Raw genomic sequence first — 17,429 nt, forward strand, 5'->3', positions numbered from 1 at the left:
TGCAAACTCCGACTCACATGAGGCTTGTCGCCCCATATGCAACTATGCGAGTATCAAGGCGTCCGCGAGAGGCAGGGAGAGGAAGCGTCATGCTGCGTACCAGGTTCACCGAGACCTTCGGGGTCGAGCATCCGATCGTCCAGGGCGGCATGATGTGGGTCGGCCGCGCCGAGCTGGCCGCCGCCGTGTCCGAGGCGGGCGGCCTCGGCATCATCACCGCGCTCACCCAGCCCACCCCGGACGATCTGCTGCGCGAGATCGAGAAGGCGCGCGCGCTCACCGACAAGCCGATCGGCGTGAACGTCACCATCCTGCCGTCGATCAACCCGCCGCCGTACCAGGACTACGTGAAGGCGATCATCGACTCCGGCGTCAAGATCGTCGAGACCGCGGGCAGCAATCCCGAGCCGTTCCTCCCGTACTACAAGGAGGCCGGCATCAAGGTGCTGCACAAGTGCACCAGCGTGCGGCACGCGCTCAAGGCGCAGAAGATCGGCGTCGACGGCGTGTCCATCGACGGCTTCGAATGCGCCGGCCACCCGGGTGAGGACGACGTCCCCGGCCTGATCCTGATCCCGGCCGCCACCGCGGCGCTGGACATCCCGGTCATCGCCTCCGGCGGTATCGCCGACGCCCGCGGCCTGGTCGCCGCGCTGGCGCTGGGCGCGGACGGGGTGAACATGGGCACCCGCTTCATGTGCACCCAGGAATCGGCCATTCACCAGACGGTGAAGGAACAGATCGTGGCGAATTCCGAGCGCGCCACCCAGCTGATCTTCCGCACCATGCACAACACCGCGCGCGTGGCCGACAACGAGATCAGCCGCAAGGTCGTCGAAATCGAAAAGGCCGGCGGCAAATTCGAGGATGTGCGCGATCTGGTCGCCGGTGCGCGCGGCCGCCGCGTGTTCGAAGAGGGCGATCTGGACGCCGGCATCTGGTCGGCCGGTCAGGTCCAGGGCCTGATCAACGACATCCCGACCTGCGCGGAACTGGTCTCCCGCATGGTGACCGAGGCCGAGGCGCTCATCTCGTCGCGTCTGGCGGGCATGCTCGCCTGATTCACCGCTCGACCGTTCGGCTCCGTTGCAAAAGCATCGGCGCGAACAGCAATCCGGCGTGGTATGTCCGGAACGTCAGGGCCCCGGGCAAATGTGCTCGGGGCTCTTTCCATTTCGGTTATCCGCACCCTCGAAATCCGTCATGCTTTCTCTATCCGATGGACATGGCGGAGGTGGCCGAAATGGCAATCACTCGTATCTATCTCGATGACGACGCACTGCGGCGGACCATGGCCATCTCGGGGGTGTACAGCGAACAGGACGCGGTGAATCTGGCGCTGCGCTTCTTCAGCTCGCACGCGCTACCGGCCGACTTCGACGAGGTCGTACACGCCCGGCCCCATCCGCGGCCGGCCACCGCGTAGGCCGCGCACGACGCTGATCGCCCTCGCCGTCGGCGAGTCGGCCGAGCCGACTGGCCGAAAGGTCTTCTGAGCGCGGCGAATTCTTGGCAGAATTCCCGGAGGTACCGCGACGGGCCTCCGTCGCCGGACACGGGAGGGGCTCCCTGTGCGGCAGAGTACGACAGCGTCCAACGATTCCACCCCCTTCCCGCGGGTGTCGATCGTCGGTGTCGGCTGCCGGGCAGCCGACACCGAATTCGATCGCGACTGGTTCGGCATCAGCGCCACCGACGCCGCCGGCCTGGACCCGCGGCACCGGGTGAGTCTCGAGATCGCGGTGGAGGCCATCGACGACGCCGGACTCGGTTGCCTGGCAGCGGGTTCCGCCGCCGCGGTCATTCTCGGCGCGTCCGGCTTCACCACGCCCAATGCCGCCCGCCTGCTCTCCCGCGCCCTGAACCTGCACGGCCCCAGCCTGCTCGTCGACAGCGAAGCCGACACCCCGCTCATCGCCGTCGACACCGCCGTCCGCCTGCTCGCCGACGAAGCCATCCCCTTCGTGCTGGCCGGCGGCACCGATCTCACCGTCCTGCCGGACATCTCGGGCATCCGGCTCTCCGGCGACGGCACCCTCTGCACCGTCCTCGTCCTGCAACGCACCGCCGACGCCGCCCGCACCGGCACCCGCCGCTACGCCGACATCACCGGCCCCCGGCCCGAAGGCGGGCTGACCCGGATAGTCCTGCACGACCACACCGCCGTACCGGCCCGGCACCGATACGAACTGGACGGTGGAACTCCCACTGCGGCAATAGCTTCCGGCCAATCAACCGGCACGCACGACGACAGCCCAGCCACGAACTCCGGCCCCGCCGCCGGCAAATCCGATGACGGCGGCACCCGCGCCACCCACCCCACCGCACCGCACCGCCCAGCACCGCCGACCCCGTTCCCCATCGTCCTCGGCGGCCCCGACGCCGCCGCCATCCGGGCACTGGCCCTGCACTGGGCCGGCCGCGTCGGCGCCTACCGCAGCGTCCACGAATTCGCCACGGCCACCGCCCGTCTGCTCCCCGAACCCACCCGTGCCGCCGTCCTCGCCCGCGACACCGGCGACGCCGCCACCCAGCTCCGTATCCTCGCCGCCCGCATCCCCGCGGCGCCCGCTACCACCGTCGCGCCCCCGCAACACCCCGTGCGGCAGCACAATTCGGCGATTCAAGATGCCTCGGGCCGGTGGGAAGGCGTCGAACTGCCCGCATTGCGCTGGGCGATACCGGCCGAAGGGGACATCTTCGGCCCCGCGTCCGAAAAGCGGGCGGGCGGAATGCTTTTCCTGTTCTCCGGCAGCGGGTTTCATCCCCGCATGGGGCGAGGACTGGCCGGTCGATATCCGGTCTTCGCACGACGCCTCACGGAAGCGGCCGACGCGATCGCCGAAGCGGGCGGGCCGCGCGTCTGGACGCCGCGTCACGGCTTCGGAAACGGTTCCACCGGTGTGGATTTCACGCAACCCGCGGTATTCGCCTACCAGGTGGCACTGGCCGCGCTGCTGGAGTTCTGGGGCGTGCTGCCCGACGCCCTGGCCGGGCACGGGGCGGGTGAACTCGCGGCGGCGGTGGCCGGTGGCGCACTGCCGCTCACGGATGCCGCCCGCATCGTGGTGACCCGCGGACGCCTGCTGGACCGAGCCGCCGAGGAAAGCGCCGCCGCCGTGCTGGAAGCCACCCCCGCCGAAGCCCTGCGCCTGGTCGAGCCCATGCGCACGGCGGTCGGCCTGGCCGCCATCCACGGCCCCAGCTCGGTGACCGTCACGGGCGAGCCGCGCTATATCGACGCCCTCGTCCGCCGCGCCCACCGCCGCGCCATCTTCGCCCAGCGCATCGCCACGAACAATGTGGACGGCGCCGCCGCCACGATCGTCCACATACCGCGCGCGCGAACCATCGCGCCACAGTTGATCTCCACCCTCGCCGGGCTGGCCCCCGCCGTCCCCCATCTCCCCCTCTACTCGACCACCCACCGCGGCGCGCTGATAGCCGGCCCGCTCGCCGTTTCCACCGGCCACCGACCCGGCGACAGCCGCACCGGTGCCCCGGTGCCGACCTCGGTCGACGAAACCCGTTCCAGCACCGCGCGATACGGAACGCTCGGCCATCCCGCCGGGCTCGCACCGAAGAGCGGCGACCGAACCGAGTACGGCGATCGGCCGGAGACCCGGTCCGCCGTAATGGACGCCGACTACTGGGGTGCGAATGCCGCCGGTCCCGTGGAGTTGGCCGCGGCGCTGGAAATGGCCGTGGCGGATGGTATTTCGACCGTGGTGGAACTGTCGCCCCAACCGGTACTGGCGTCCGCGGTGCGGGATTACGGAGCGTTGCGGGACGCCACCTATTCGACCGGGTCGACCACCGACGAGGCGGGAGCATTGCTGCGCATGCTGGCGCAGTTGCATGTGGAGGGCCGGCGGGTGGACTGGCCGGCGCTCGGACCGCATGCGGCGACGCCGCCGCGACGCCTGTGGCGACGCTCAGGGACGGCACGGGAACACGAACGGGCGGCCATCCCGATCATCTCCGGCGGGGAAATTCCTTGCGGCACCGGTCATTCGAACGCGTCGATGCGAGAGCGGCGGACCGCCGGACCCGGATTTCCGGCCGGACCGGAGGGTTGTCCCGACCCCACGGAACCCGCGGATCGGCACGATGCGACGTTCACCGCTGGGGAACCGAACAGCGCGCGGGAAGCCTCCGCAGTCACGTATTCACTTCCGGGAGAGGGGCGTTGGCTCGGCCCCCTGCCCGGAGTGATGGTGCGGGCCGATGCGACCTACGTGGTCGCGGGCGGGCTCGGCGTCTACGGGGCCACGGCGGTGCGCTGGCTGCTGGACGCGGGGGCGCGGGATGTAGTGGTGCTGACGCGGGTGCCGCGAGCGCTGCCCACGCTGCTCGAGGGGCTCGAGGAGCGGGTGGTGATGGTGCGGTGTGATGTGGGAGATCGGCGGGATCTGGCGGGGGCGCTGCACGATATCCGGGAGTGCGGGTTGCCCATTCGGGGGGTGGTCTACGCGCGGGCGGAGCTGTGGGAACGGGTGGTGGCGGATCTGGCGGAGTTGACGGCGGACGATCCGGTCGAGTTCGCATGGCTGCTGGGGGACGGCGGGTGGCGGCGGATGCCCCGCGTGTCGGGTGGGGATGGGGTGGCGGCGCGGGAATGATGACGGGATGGCAGAGCCGACTATTCAGGTGAAGTGGAAGGCGGAGCCGGACGAGCACGACTATCCGGCGGCCGCGGACTATCTGGAGATGCTCGCGGAACCGAAGGTCATCGAGACGGTAGTCGAGGAGTTGCGGCAGGTGAAGCTGGCGCACAAGAAGGCCAAGGACATCCTGCGCGCCTCCGGGCTGGAGCTGGCGCCGGCATCGAATCCGTATGTGCGGCGGGATCTGGAGAAGATCGTGGCGGGCAAGGCTCTGTCGCCGATCCTGGTGGTGCGCGGGGATTTCCGTAAGGGCGTCCCGGCGGTGATCGCGGACGGCTACCACCGGGTGTGCGCCATCCACTATGCGGACGAGAACATCCAGATTCCGGTGAAAATCGCGTCGATGCCGTGAATTTCGAGATTCTCGCCCTGGTGACCGTGCTGGGGCTGGCGGGCCCGCTGCTGGCGTGGCGGCCGTCCTGGCACCTGCCGGTGATCCTGGGTGAGCTGATCGCCGGGATCGCGTTCGGCACCACCGGTTTCGGCGTCCTGCACCCCGAGGACCCGACCTTCACCTTCCTCGCCGACGTCGGTTTCGCGGTGGTCATGTTCGTGGCGGGCACGCACGTCCCGATCCGCGACGCGGCCATCCGCTCGGCGCTGGGCATCGGCGCGCTGCGGGCCGTCCTGGTCGGTGTCGCCGCCGTGGGGCTCGGGGTCGCGGTGGCGGCCTGGTTCGATACCGGGCACGGCCTGCTGTACGCGGTGCTCATCGCCTCCTCGTCGGCGGCCATCGTGCTGCCCATCATCGATTCGCAGGGGCTGAGCGGAAAACCGGTGCTGGAGTTGACCGCTCAGGTCGCCATCGCCGATGCCGCCGCGGTGGTGGCGCTGCCGCTGGTCATCGATACCGCGCACGCGGGCCGGGCGGCGCTGGGCGCGCTGGCGGTGTCGGCGGCGGCGGTCGGCATCTTCTTCCTGCTGCGCTATCTGGAGCGGTCCGGCCTGCGCCGGCGACTGCACAGGATCTCCGAGGACCGGCAGTTCGCCATGGAATTGCGGGTCAGCCTGGCGCTGCTGTTCCTGCTGTGCGCGATCGCCACCCGGGGCCACGTGTCGATCATGCTGGCGGGTTTCGCCATGGGTCTCACGGTGGCGGGCATCGGCGAACCCCGGCGGGTGGCGAAGCAGCTGTTCGCGATCAGCGACGGGTTCCTCGCGCCGCTGTTCTTCATCTGGCTGGGCGCGCGCCTGAACCTGCGCGAGTTCGGCGAGCACCCGTCGCTGATCCTGCTGGGCCTGGCACTCGGTGCGGCGGCGGTGCTCGCGCACATCGCGATGCGATTGCTCCGGCAGCCGGTTCCGCTGGGCGCGTTGGCCTCCGCGCAGATCGGCGTCCCGGTCGCGGCGGTCACGGTCGGCACCCAGATGCACGTCCTGAAGCCGGGCGAACCGGCGGCCCTGATGCTCGGCGCACTGATCACGATCGCCGCGGCGGCGATCGGTTCGCGCCGCGCGGCCGCCAAGTCCCCCGCATAGTCCCCGGGCGGGCGCTATTCGGCCGTCCTGCCCAGCAGCCGATCCGTCTCGCGCCGTTCGCGTTTGGTGGGCCGCCCCGAACCCCGGTCGCGGCGCGGCAGGGCGGCGACCAGCTGGGGATCGGGCGGGGGCGGGGACTTGTCGATCATGCATTGCGCCGCGACGGGCGCGCCGACCCGCTTGGTGATCAACCGCTCCACGATCACGATGCGCTCCACGCCATTGACCCGGACCCGGATCTCGTCACCGGGTTTCAACGCGTGCGCCGGTTTCACCACCACCCCGTTGACTCGCACATGCCCGGCGCGGCACGCGGTCGCGGCGGCGGAGCGGGTCTTGAAAAGCCGAACGGCCCACACCCAAGAATCGACTCGGGCCTGGACCGGTTGGCTGGTGGGAGCAGGGGGCACGCGCTACACGATACGGCGCGCGGTGACCACCTGGTCGGAGTTGAGGTTGGTGTAGGAGACCGGGGTACCGGACTGCACCGCGTTGAGCAGCTTGCCGCCGCCGGCGTAGATGCCGACGTGGCCGCCGCCGTTGGTGATCACGATGTCACCGGGCTGCAGGTTCTCGAAGGCGACGGGGGCGCCGACGTGGGACTGCTCGAAGCTGGTGCGCGGCAGGTCGATTCCGGCCTGCTTGTACGCCCACTGCACGAGGCCGGAGCAGTCGAAGCTGTAGGGACCCGACGCACCCCAGGAGTACTGGGCGCCGACCTTGGTGGCGGCCGCGTCCAGCGCGATATTGCCGACCGAGTGGTTCTGCTGCTGGCCGCCGAAGACGTTGGGCAGCTGGAAGTCCTTACCGGGGGCCGCACCGACGGTGCCGCCCTGCGGGACCTGGAGCGCGGTGGCCGCGTCCTTGACCGCCTGGTTGAACTGGGTGACCTGCGGGGCGAATTCGTCCGGCACTTCGAAGCTGCCGAGCCCGGGTACATCCACGGTGGCCGCCGTGGCGGTGATCGCCGGGAAGGCGCCGGTCGTCGTCGCGGCCATCGCACCCATGACGATGGCACCCTTCACGGAATTCGGTAGCCGAGATTCCCGCTGCAAGCTGTGCTTACCCACCGAGCCGTTCTCCATTTCTTCCTGAGCCTGCCGCCGACCGAGTTAGCTGACGGGTTCGGGCCAGGAAGTAGGCCCTACTCCTTCGGCTTGCGGCCGTGGGAGATTCACCCCAAACGAGACTGGGTCCCCGGTTCGATCGCGATGTGGTGGATCGCTCTCGATTAGGCGGTAACGTCGCGGGCTGCCTCTCCGATGAAGCAACAGACTCCGCTAAGTCACGAGAAGATTACGACGACCCGAGTGTGTTGTCCACCCCAACGCGCGGGCGTGTTGTGTCGTAGCTCAAATTCCCCGGTCGCCAAGCGAAATCAGGTTCGGGACGCCGGATCACGGCTCGATATACCTGATCGACATCGCCGTTATAGAAGCGTTCGGGAACAGCGCCGATCACCCCCGATCGGACACCGCGCGCTCCAATTCCGCGATGCGCCGCCGGGCGTCGGCCAGCTCGACCTCGAGCTTGCCCAGCGCCATCACCAGCGGTCCCACCGCGAGATCGGCCACCAGTTGCGGATCGTCGTAACCGCGTTCGATGGCCACCAGAATGTTCTTCCGGATCAGGGTGGCCACGGGGGCCTGCGCGGGCACGTCCCAGGATTCCACCACCTCCGCGACGGTGTGCGGCATTTGCGGCGTTTCCTCCGACATGTACCCCTCCTGGACTGGATCGTTCGCGAACCCGACATAAGGGTAGAGACCGCAAGGGACGCAAGGGGTGCGAACGCCGGCGCGCGGGTATGCCGATCGATAACTACCTCTACGACCAGCGCTATACGGCCGGATAATCCGGAATCATCGCCCGACGCGGCCGGGATTCGCGCGCTACGGTTGGGCCGCATGGACCCCGTCCGCAACCCGTACGCCCCCGGCGCCGGCCAGCGCCCGCCCGAATTGGCGGGCCGCGATCGCCAGCTCGACGCCTTCGACATCGTGCTGGAGCGGGTGGCCCGCGGACGTCCGGAGCGCAGCGTCATGCTCACCGGATTGCGTGGCGTCGGAAAGACGGTGCTGCTCAACCAGCTTCGCTCGGCGGCCCGCGCGGCCGGTTGGGGCACCGGGAAATTGGAGGCGCGCCCGGATCAGGAACTGCGCCGCCCGCTCTCCTCGGCCCTGCACATGGCGGTGCGCTCGATCGCGGTGGCGCATCGCAATCCGGAGCAGGTGGACGATTTCCTCGGCATTCTCAAGGCTTTCGCGCTGCGTTCCACCGCGGACAAGGGCATGCGGGAGCGCTGGAATCCCGGCATCGACGTCCCGGCGGTGACCGGCCGCGCCGATTCCGGCGATATCGAGATCGATCTGGTCGAGCTGCTCATGGAGGCCGCGCAGCTGGCCCGCGATATCGGGGTGGGCATCGCGATCTTCATCGACGAGATGCAGGATCTGGGCCCGGCGGATATCTCGGCGATCTGCGGCGCGTGCCACGAATTGAGCCAGGACGCCGCGCCTTTGATCGTGGTGGGCGCGGGCCTGCCGCATCTGCCCGCGGTGCTGTCGGCCTCGCGCAGCTACTCCGAGCGCCTGTTCTCCTATCACCGCATCGACCGGCTGGACCGGGGCGCGGCGGATCAGGCGCTGATCGCCCCGGCCGAGCGGGAGAACGTGAAGTACAGCGACGCCGCGCTGGCGGCGCTGTACGAGAAGGCCGACGGCTACCCGTATTTCGTGCAGGCGTACGGCAAGGCGACCTGGGACGTGGCGGCGCAGAGCCCGATCTCGGCCGAGGACGTGGAGGTGGCCGCGCCGCACGCCGAGGAAGAACTAGCGGTCGGTTTCTTCGGTTCCCGCTACGAGCGGGCGACCCCGGCGGAGCGGGAGTACATGCGCGCCATGGCCGATCTGTCCGGTGACGACGGACCGGTCGCCACCGCCACCGTGGCCAAGGAGCTCAATCGCAAACCGGCCTCGCTGTCCCCGGCCCGCGACGGCCTGATCAAGAAGGGGCTCATCTATTCGGCGGAGCGCGGCACCATCGGTTTCACGGTGCCGCATTTCGGGCGTTATCTACGCGGCGTGCAATAGCGGAATGTTCGCTGCACCACCAAGATCATTGCGCGACAAGCCTTTTTGATCTTTGCTGACGTCTACCGGTGGGTAACAAAGGCTCCTACACTCGAATGTGATTGGCATCACCTCGAGGAGCACAGCATGGCGACCACATCGAAAGTCGACGCCACCGAAGAGCAGGCCCGGGCACTGGTCGAGGAATCTCGCGAAACCACCTGGAACAAGCCCTCTTTCGCGAAGGAAATGTTCCTGGGACGCTTCCGGCTGGACCTGATACATCCGTTCCCGCAACCCAGCGCGGCGGACGCGGCCAAGACCGAGGCGTACCTGAAGCGGCTGGCGTCCTTCTGCGAGACCATCGACGGGCAGCGCATCGAAGCCGAGGGGCGCATTCCCGACGAGTACGTCAAAGGGCTGGCGGAACTCGGCTGCTTCGGCCTGAAGATCCCGGAATCCTATGGCGGCGTGGGACTCTCGCAGGTCGGCTACAACCGGGCGCTGATGCTGGTCGGCTCCGCGCACGCCAGCCTGGGCGTGCTGCTGTCGGCGCACCAGTCCATCGGCGTGCCCGAACCGCTGAAGCTGGCGGGCACGGCCGAGCAGAAGCAGGAATTCCTGCCGCGCTGCGCCAAGGGCGCGGTGAGCGCGTTCCTGCTCACCGAACCGGATGTGGGTTCGGATCCGGCGCGCATGGCCTCGACCGCCGTGCCGACCGCCGACGGCGAAGCCTACGAGCTCAACGGCGTGAAGCTGTGGACCACCAACGGCGTGGTGGCCGAACTGCTGGTGGTGATGGCGCGGGTGCCCAAGAGCGAGGGGCATCGCGGCGGCATCTCCGCCTTCATCGTGGAAGCCGACAGTCCCGGCATCACCGTGGAGCGGCGCAATTCCTTCATGGGCCTGCGCGGCATCGAGAACGGCGTCACCCGCATGCACGATGTGCGGGTTCCGAAGGCGAATCTGGTGGGCCGCGAAGGGGACGGCCTGAAGATCGCGCTCACCACGTTGAACGCGGGGCGACTGGCGATTCCGGCCATGTGCACGGCCGCCGCCAAGTGGTCGTTGAAGATCGCCCGCGAATGGAGCGGCACCCGGGTGCAGTGGGGCCGGCCGGTCGGCGAGCACGGGGCGGTCGGCGCCAAGATCTCCTTCATCGCGGCGAGCACCTTCGCGCTGGAATCGGTGCTGGATCTGTCCGCCACCATGTGCGACGAGAACCGCAACGACATTCGCATCGAGGCCGCGCTGGCCAAGCTGTGGGCTTCGGAGATGGCCTGCACCATCGCCGACGAGCTGGTGCAGATCCGCGGCGGGCGCGGGTACGAGACGGCCGCCTCGCTGGCGGCGCGCGGCGAACGGGCCGTGGGCGCCGAGCAATTGGTGCGCGATCTGCGGATCAACCGGATCTTCGAGGGCTCCAGCGAGATCATGCGCCTGCTCATCGCCCGCGAGATGGCCGACGCGCACATGGCCGCGGCGGGCGCGCTGGTGGATCGCAAGGCGGAGCTGAAGGACAAGGCCAAGGCGGCGGTCGGCGCGAGCGGCTTCTACGCCAAGTGGTTCCCGCAGCTGACCGTGGGTTCGGGCAGCGCGCCGGTGAGTTTCAGCGAATTCGGGCCGCTGGCAAGGCATATGCGGTTCGTGGAGCGGATGTCGCGCAAGCAGGCTCGCGCGCTCATGTACGGCATGGCGCGGTGGCAGGCGCGGCTGGAGTACAAGCAGGGCTTCCTGGGCCGGATCGTGGATATCGGCGCGGAGCTGTTCGCGATGGCGGCGGCCTGCGTGCGGGCCCAATCCCTGCGTGTGGCGGGCGATCCCGACGGCATCGCGGCCGAGGAGCTGGCGGACGTGTTCTGCCGGCAGGCGCGGTTGCGGGTGGAGCGGCTGTTCGGGGCGCTGTGGGCCAATACCGACGACGCGGATGTGGATCTGACGCGCGGGGTGCTGGACGGCCGGTACAAGTGGCTGGAAGGCGGGGCGCTGGATCCGAGCGAGGGCACCGGGCCGTGGATCGCGGAATGGGAGCCGGGGCCGTCGACGGAGGAGAACGTGCTGCGGCCGTTCCTGCCCTCGACCCGGGCATCCGCGTCGACCTAAGAATCTAGAGAAATCTAGTGAGATTGCTAGAAACCTGTAGAGAACTCTGATGATGGGCGGATCGTCATTGTTTTCTACGGGGTTCTAGCAATCCGCCGAGACTCTGGTAGATCCTCCGATCGGGCTGCATAGATCGACGGCGTCAGTTGGACAACTTGTCAATAACACCGGGTGTGAGCGGTTAACGCGACGGCAATCCCCATCGACAACCGGGCAAAAGGCGAACTCTTCAGGAGCACGTCATGTCCACGCTCACGCGTCCCGCGGCCGATCACGACGGCCATCACCACACCGTGTCCGCAGACGACGGCACGCCGATCGCCGTGCGCGAGTTCGGTACCCCCGGCGCGCCGCTGACGGTGGTGTTCGCGCACGGGCACTGCCTGCGCACCGAATCCTGGGAGCTGCTGCGCGAGCATCTGCACCGGCATTGGGGCGATGCCAACCACCTGGTGTTCTACGACCATCGGGGACACGGGGATTCGGGGGCGGCGGATCCGGCCACCTACACCATCGAGCAGCTGGCGCTGGACCTGGACGCCGTACTCCGGGCGGTGGCGCCGACCGGTCCGGTTGTGCTGGTGGGGCATTCGATGGGCGCCATGACGATCCTGGCCTACGCCCGCCTGTTCCCCGAGACCATCGGCTCCCGCGTCATCGGCGTGGGCCTGATCGCCGGCGCGGCCAACAGCGTCACCCGGGTGGGCCTGGGCCGCCTGCTGAACGGCCCCGCCGTGAACTCCCTGCACTTCGCCATGCGCCGCGCGCCCCGGGCCATGCAGGCCTCCAAGCACTTCACCCGCCGCTTCTTCGAACCCATCATGCGCGAGGCCGCGCTCGGCACCCGCAAGGTCAGCCCGCGCATGATCGCCGTGGCCACCACCATGCTCAACGAGACCTCCCTGCTGACCATGTCGAGCTTCCTCGACTCCCTCATCCGCTTCGACGAAACCGAGAACCTGCACCGCCTCGGCGCCATCCCCGCCCTGGTCCTGCACGGCTCCGCCGACATAGTCATCCCCTTCGCCCACTCGGTCGTCCTCGCCTCCCAACTCGACGACGCCGAACTGGTCCGCCTCGACGGCGCCGGCCACAGCGTCATCCTCGAACGCGCCGAAGAAGTCGCCGGGTCGATCGTCACCCTCGTGGACCGCGCGCAGGCGAAACTCGCGGGCCACGACCCCGGCTCCGAATTCGCCATCGCCGGTTGACCTTCGGGCCGCGGGGCCGGGCGCATGTCAGCGCGGCACCTTTCATCCCTTTCGGGGGTTTGGGGGCTTGCCCCCAATCTCCCCCTTCCCTGCCCCTGACGGGCACCGAAGCCGCGCGCGGGCGAGCCCCTGACCTGCTAATTTACCGGCGTGGCGCGACGGATCCGGATTCTTCGCGTACTGTGTTGTAGATCACGATGTGTGGTCTGTCACACGGCTCGAGGAGGTTTCGATGACACGCAGCGAGATTGCGGAACTCCGCTACGCGGTCGGCCAGCTCCGGCAGTGCGTCACCGCATTGCGCTCCCACTACGGCGACGCGAGCACGGTGCGCCGGCTGGAGAACGATCTGGAACGGCTCGCCATCGACACGGATGAGTTCGAGCAGACCCCACCACCGGTGTCCCCGGGGTCGAAGCAGGAGACCATCTACGTCCCGGACTCCAAGTCCGACGAGGCCGCCTGGATGGGCGCCCAGGACGAGGGCCTCGGCTTCCACTCCCGTCCCCGCACCAAGTAACCGGCGATCCCCCGGCCGCTATCGCCTCACGCGCGATGGCGGCCGGATCGGCGCGTCCGGCTCCCGTGGAACCGGGCCCCGCGCGGCGTCGGCACGATCGGCTCCACGTTCGGGGATTCGAAGACCAGCGCCGACGCCTGCCCGGGCCCGGCCGAACTCACCGCCAGCCCCAATCCCCCGTCCCGCCGCGCCAATTCGTGCAGCAGCGTGGTGACCATGCGCAGACCCGCCGCACCGCCCGGATCGCCGAGCGCGATCGCGCCGCCGTGCACATTGAGCCGCTCCCCCGCCGGATCGGCGAAGCCGAGGGAATGGGTCAGGGCCAGCACCTCAGCCGCGGTGCTCTCGTCGACCTCCAGCAGATCCACCTCGGACAGGTCGAATCCGGTCCGCCACAACGCTTTCGCCACCGCGGGCGTGGCCGCCGGGACCAGCGCGCCCGGTTCGGGGGTGGCGGTGGCCCAGCCCACCAGATAGCCGAGCGGTTCCAATTCCAGATCGACCAGCCGGTCCTCGGCCACCACCAGGCAGGCGGAGGCGGCGAGGGTGCGGGCGCTGCAATTGGCTTCGGTGGTGATGCCACCGGGTAGCAGCGGCATCAGCCCGCCGAGGGCGCGGGCGGACACGTCGTCGCGCAGGCCCTCGTCGCGGTCGACGAGTTGCACCACATCGGAATTCGCGTCGTCGGGATTCGCGCACACCACGACCGGCGCGGTCTCGGCCCCGAACAGACCCTGCCGGCGGCCGCGCGCGGCCCGGCGGTGACTGTCGGCGGCGTAGTCGTCGGCCTCGGCGCGGGTGATGTTGTAGTGGTAGGCCAGATCCTCGGCCGTCTTCAACACCGAGTCGTCGGGTCCCCCGGGCCCGCCGAAGTATTCGGCGCCGACCGCGATCACCACGTCGGCGGACCCGGTCTGCACCATCATGGCGGCGGTGATCAGGGCGCGCAGCCCGCTGCCCGGACCGGCGTCGACCGCGAATTCGCCCACCACGGGCGACAATCCGGCGAGTTGCGCGGCCGGGCGCACGGCTTCGGCGCTGGGCACCGCGGAGACGAGGTGTTCGATCCGATTCGGATCCACCCCGGAACGACCGACCACGGCGGTGAGCACCGTCGAGATCAGGCGTTGCGGCGAGACCGCCGCGAGTGCTCCCCCCGGCAGGCCGACGGGTGTCCGCATCGGCATCACTATCGCGGCTCTCCTCATCACCGGCTCCCTTCACGCTCAGCACCGGCTACCCCGGGACGGGGTTCATCAGCTTCGAACTCAGAGCACCACAGGGTTGTTGCTGCTGTGTGACGACGCGCGAACGGATTTTCGAGCCGTTCGTCCGGTTTTCTCTGGCTCGCTATCCGAATCTCACTGCGAACGTTCCTGGTTCGTGAGATTGCCGTTTGTTCACCAATCGAACGACTCGCCGTCGCGCGCCGGAAATGTGGCGCAAATCACGGGATCACGAAATAGCTGTAGTCAGCTCGAGTGATAGCTGTCCTGTCGTAGGGTGCTGACCATCACATTCGATGCCGGAGGTAACGATGACGTTCCACGGGGTAGGGCAGCGAGGCAAACAGTAGTGAGCGCCGCACCGATCAAGGCTCCCGAATCGAGCACAACCGGGGTATTCAGCAAGGGCCGCGCGGCCATCGCCGCGCGCACGCTACGCACCGACCGGTGGTGGCTGCCGCCGCTGGTGACCGTGCTGGGCCTCGGCACCTTCGTGGTCTACGCGACCATCAGATCCTTTGCGCGCGCGGCGTATTGGGTCCAGGACTACCACTACCTGACCCCCTTCTACTCCCCCTGCCTGAGCGATTCGTGCGTGGCGGGGTCGAGCCATCTCGGGACGCCCATCCCCAGCCTGCCCATGTGGATTCCGCTGGGCTTCCTGGTGCTGCCGTTCCTGCTGCTGTTCCGGCTCACCTGCTACTACTACCGCAAGGCCTACTACCGGTCGGTGTGGTTCTCGCCGCCGGCCTGCGCGGTAGCCGAACCGCACGCGAAATACACCGGCGAGACGCGGCTTCCGCTCATCATCCAGAACGCGCACCGCTATTTCTTCTATGTGGCAGTGATTATCGCGGTCATCAATACCTACGACGCCGCGATTTCCTTCCACGCCAAGGACGGCGGCTTCGGCATCGGGCTCGGCACGATCATCATCACCGTCAACGCGCTGCTGCTGTGGGCCTACACGCTGTCCTGCCATTCCTGCCGGCACATCGCGGGCGGGCGGCTCAAGCACTTCTCGCAGCATCCGGTGCGATACCGCTTCTGGACCGTGGTGTCCAAGCTCAACACCCGCCACATGCAGCTGGCCTGGACCACGCTGGGCACGCTCATCCTGACCGACTTCTACGTGATGCTGGTCGCGAGCGGCACCATCTCCGATCCCCGGCTCATCGGCTGATCCTCAAAACCCATCTCTGTCAGGAGTATTCGGTCCATGCCTGAAGTCGAACGGCACAAGTACGACGTCGTCGTGATCGGTGCCGGTGGCGCCGGCCTGCGTGCGGTCATCGAAGCCCGCGAACACGGCCTGTCGGTGGCGGTGGTGTGCAAGTCGCTGTTCGGCAAGGCGCACACCGTCATGGCGGAGGGCGGCTGCGCGGCCGCCATGGGCAATGCCAACGAGAAGGACAACTGGCAGACCCATTTCAAGGACACCATGCGCGGTGGCAAGTTCCTCAACAACTGGCGCATGGCGGAACTGCACGCGCAGGAGGCTCCCGACCGGGTATGGGAGCTGGAAACCTATGGGGCGCTGTTCGATCGGACCAAGGACGGGCGGATCAGCCAGCGCAACTTCGGCGGGCACACCTACCCGCGGCTGGCGCACGTCGGCGACCGCACCGGGCTCGAGATCATCCGCACCATGCAGCAGAAGATCGTGTCGCTGCAGCAGGAGGATTTCGCCGCCACCGGTGACTACGAGGCGCGCATCAAGGTGTTCGCCGAATGCACCATCACCGAACTGCTGAAGGACGGGGACAAGATCTCCGGCGCGTTCGGGTACTGGCGGGAGTCGGGCCGGTTCATCCTGTTCGAGACCCCGGCCGTGGTGCTGGCCACCGGCGGTATCGGCAAGTCCTACAAGACCACCTCGAACTCCTGGGAGTACACCGGGGACGGGCACGCGCTGGCCATGCGGGCGGGCGCGACGCTGATCAATATGGAATTCCTGCAGTTCCATCCGACCGGCATGGTCTGGCCGCCGTCGGTGAAGGGCATCCTGGTCACCGAGGGCGTGCGCGGCGACGGCGGAGTGCTCAAGAACTCCGAGGGCAAGCGCTTCATGTTCGATTACATCCCCGCGGTGTTCAAGGGGCAGTACGCGGAGTCCGAGGAAGAAGCCGATCAGTGGCTCAAGGACAACGACTCCGCGCGGCGCACACCGGATCTGCTGCCACGTGACGAAGTGGCGCGGGCCATCAACGAAGAGGTGAAGGCGGGGCGCGGCACCGAACACGGTGGCGTGTACCTGGATATCGCCTCGCGCCTGCCCGCCGCGGAGATCGTGAAGCGGCTGCCGTCCATGCACCATCAGTTCAAAGAGCTGGCGGACGTGGACATTACGAAGGAACCCATGGAGGTCGGTCCGACCTGCCATTACGTCATGGGCGGCATCGAGGTGGACCCGGACACCGGGGCGGCGACGGTGCCCGGATTGTTCGCGGCCGGTGAGTGTTCCGGCGGTATGCACGGGTCCAACCGGCTGGGCGGCAACTCGCTGTCGGATCTGCTGGTGTTCGGCCGGCGTGCCGGGCTCGGCGCGGCCACCTATGTGGAGCAGCTGCCGGGCCGGCCCAAGATCTCCGACACCGATATCGCCAATGCCGCGAAAGCCGCGGTGGCGCCGTTCAATCCGACCGAGGACGGGGCGTCGGAGAACCCGTACACCCTGCACATGGATCTGCAGCAGACGATGAACGATCTGGTCGGCATCATCCGCAAGGAAGGCGAGCTGAAGCAGGCCATCGAGAAGCTGTCGGAGCTGCGCGACCGCTACGACCGGGTGCTGGTCGAAGGGCACCGGCAGTTCAATCCGGGCTGGCATCTGGCGCTGGATCTGCGGAACATGCTGGTGATCAGCGAATGCGTGGCGCAGGCGGCCCTGCTGCGCACCGAGAGTCGCGGCGGGCACACCCGCGACGACCATCCGGGCATGGATCCGGCGTGGCGCAACAAGCTGCTGGTGTGCCGGGTGGATCCGGACGAGGTCGGCTTCACCGTGCCGTCGGTGACGGTCACGCCCGAGGACCAGGTGCCCATGCGATCGGATCTGCTGGGCCTGTTCGAAATCAGCGAGCTCGAAAAGTACTACAGCCCTGCCGATCTCGCACCGTTGCGGGCCGGCACCGAGGGGAAGGCCGAATAGC

15 protein-coding genes and 1 riboswitch are annotated in these 17,429 nt (G+C 68.4%); of the genes, 11 read left to right on the forward strand and 4 right to left on the reverse strand.

The window, feature by feature from the left end:
• Positions 1-89 precede the first annotated feature (89 nt).
• The 5 genes from NY1_RS29840 to NY1_RS29860 all read left to right on the forward strand — a co-directional run bounded on the left by NY1_RS29840 (position 90) and on the right by NY1_RS29860 (position 6,146).
• A complete protein-coding gene (locus NY1_RS29840) occupies positions 90-1,061 on the forward strand; it encodes an NAD(P)H-dependent flavin oxidoreductase (protein WP_067720466.1) in 972 nt (323 codons plus the stop codon).
• A 182-nt stretch (positions 1,062-1,243) separates the two neighbouring features.
• A complete protein-coding gene (locus NY1_RS29845; protein ID WP_157762552.1) occupies positions 1,244-1,426 on the forward strand; it encodes a hypothetical protein in 183 nt (60 codons plus the stop codon).
• 145 nt (positions 1,427-1,571) lie between these two features.
• Entirely contained in the window at positions 1,572-4,622 is a 3,051-nt protein-coding gene (locus NY1_RS29850) for an acyltransferase domain-containing protein (RefSeq protein WP_084535585.1), read from the forward strand.
• Between the two features lie 7 nt (positions 4,623-4,629).
• The gene (locus NY1_RS29855; protein ID WP_067720556.1) at positions 4,630-5,019 is read left to right on the forward strand and encodes a hypothetical protein; all 390 of its coding nucleotides are present in this window, start codon (positions 4,630-4,632) and stop codon (positions 5,017-5,019) included.
• Positions 5,016-6,146, forward strand: coding sequence for a cation:proton antiporter (locus NY1_RS29860; RefSeq protein ID WP_067720469.1), 1,131 nt, complete (start codon positions 5,016-5,018; stop codon positions 6,144-6,146). Before NY1_RS29855 ends, NY1_RS29860 begins: the two co-directional genes overlap by 4 nt.
• 14 nt (positions 6,147-6,160) lie before the next feature.
• Here NY1_RS29860 and NY1_RS29865 read toward each other — a convergent pair whose 3' ends face one another.
• From NY1_RS29865 to NY1_RS29875, 3 genes are all read right to left on the reverse strand, one after another.
• Positions 6,161-6,556, reverse strand: a complete 396-nt coding sequence (locus NY1_RS29865; protein ID WP_067720470.1) for an RNA-binding S4 domain-containing protein — start codon at positions 6,554-6,556, stop codon at positions 6,161-6,163.
• A gap of 3 nt (positions 6,557-6,559) precedes the next feature.
• A complete protein-coding gene (locus tag NY1_RS29870; protein WP_084535615.1) occupies positions 6,560-7,153 on the reverse strand; it encodes a C40 family peptidase in 594 nt (197 codons plus the stop codon).
• A gap of 79 nt (positions 7,154-7,232) precedes the next feature.
• A riboswitch (cyclic di-AMP (ydaO/yuaA leader) is annotated at positions 7,233-7,394 on the reverse strand.
• A gap of 209 nt (positions 7,395-7,603) precedes the next feature.
• The gene (locus NY1_RS29875; RefSeq protein ID WP_067720471.1) at positions 7,604-7,864 is read right to left on the reverse strand and encodes a hypothetical protein; all 261 of its coding nucleotides are present in this window, start codon (positions 7,862-7,864) and stop codon (positions 7,604-7,606) included.
• 189 nt (positions 7,865-8,053) lie between these two features.
• On the opposite strand from NY1_RS29875, the gene NY1_RS29880 reads away from it, so the two are divergent.
• From NY1_RS29880 to NY1_RS29895, 4 genes are all read left to right on the forward strand, one after another.
• Positions 8,054-9,238, forward strand: coding sequence for a DUF8462 domain-containing protein (locus NY1_RS29880; protein ID WP_067720472.1), 1,185 nt, complete (start codon positions 8,054-8,056; stop codon positions 9,236-9,238).
• A gap of 126 nt (positions 9,239-9,364) precedes the next feature.
• Positions 9,365-11,320: an acyl-CoA dehydrogenase family protein gene (locus NY1_RS29885; protein ID WP_067720473.1), complete on the forward strand. Its 1,956-nt coding sequence runs from the start codon at positions 9,365-9,367 to the stop codon at positions 11,318-11,320.
• A 242-nt stretch (positions 11,321-11,562) separates the two neighbouring features.
• A complete protein-coding gene (locus tag NY1_RS29890) occupies positions 11,563-12,531 on the forward strand; it encodes an alpha/beta fold hydrolase (protein ID WP_067720474.1) in 969 nt (322 codons plus the stop codon).
• Between the two features lie 232 nt (positions 12,532-12,763).
• Complete coding sequence (locus tag NY1_RS29895) at positions 12,764-13,051, forward strand: Rv0250c family protein (protein ID WP_067720475.1); 288 nt, start codon at positions 12,764-12,766, stop codon at positions 13,049-13,051.
• Positions 13,052-13,077: 26 nt separating this feature from the next.
• Here NY1_RS29895 and NY1_RS29900 read toward each other — a convergent pair whose 3' ends face one another.
• Positions 13,078-14,259: a thiolase family protein gene (locus NY1_RS29900; RefSeq protein ID WP_157762553.1), complete on the reverse strand. Its 1,182-nt coding sequence runs from the start codon at positions 14,257-14,259 to the stop codon at positions 13,078-13,080.
• Between the two features lie 367 nt (positions 14,260-14,626).
• On the opposite strand from NY1_RS29900, the gene sdhC reads away from it, so the two are divergent.
• Together sdhC and NY1_RS29910 are read left to right on the forward strand one after the other, a co-directional pair.
• Positions 14,627-15,460 carry a succinate dehydrogenase subunit SdhC gene (gene sdhC / locus NY1_RS29905; protein ID WP_067720476.1) on the forward strand — a complete coding sequence of 278 codons (834 nt, stop codon included), beginning with the start codon at positions 14,627-14,629 and terminating at the stop codon, positions 15,458-15,460.
• 36 nt (positions 15,461-15,496) lie between these two features.
• Positions 15,497-17,428, forward strand: a complete 1,932-nt coding sequence (locus NY1_RS29910; RefSeq protein WP_067720477.1) for a fumarate reductase/succinate dehydrogenase flavoprotein subunit — start codon at positions 15,497-15,499, stop codon at positions 17,426-17,428.
• Position 17,429 lies beyond the last annotated feature (1 nt).

The sequence above is a fragment of the Nocardia yamanashiensis NBRC 100130 genome (assembly GCF_001613325.1).
Classification (GTDB): domain Bacteria; phylum Actinomycetota; class Actinomycetes; order Mycobacteriales; family Mycobacteriaceae; genus Nocardia; species Nocardia yamanashiensis.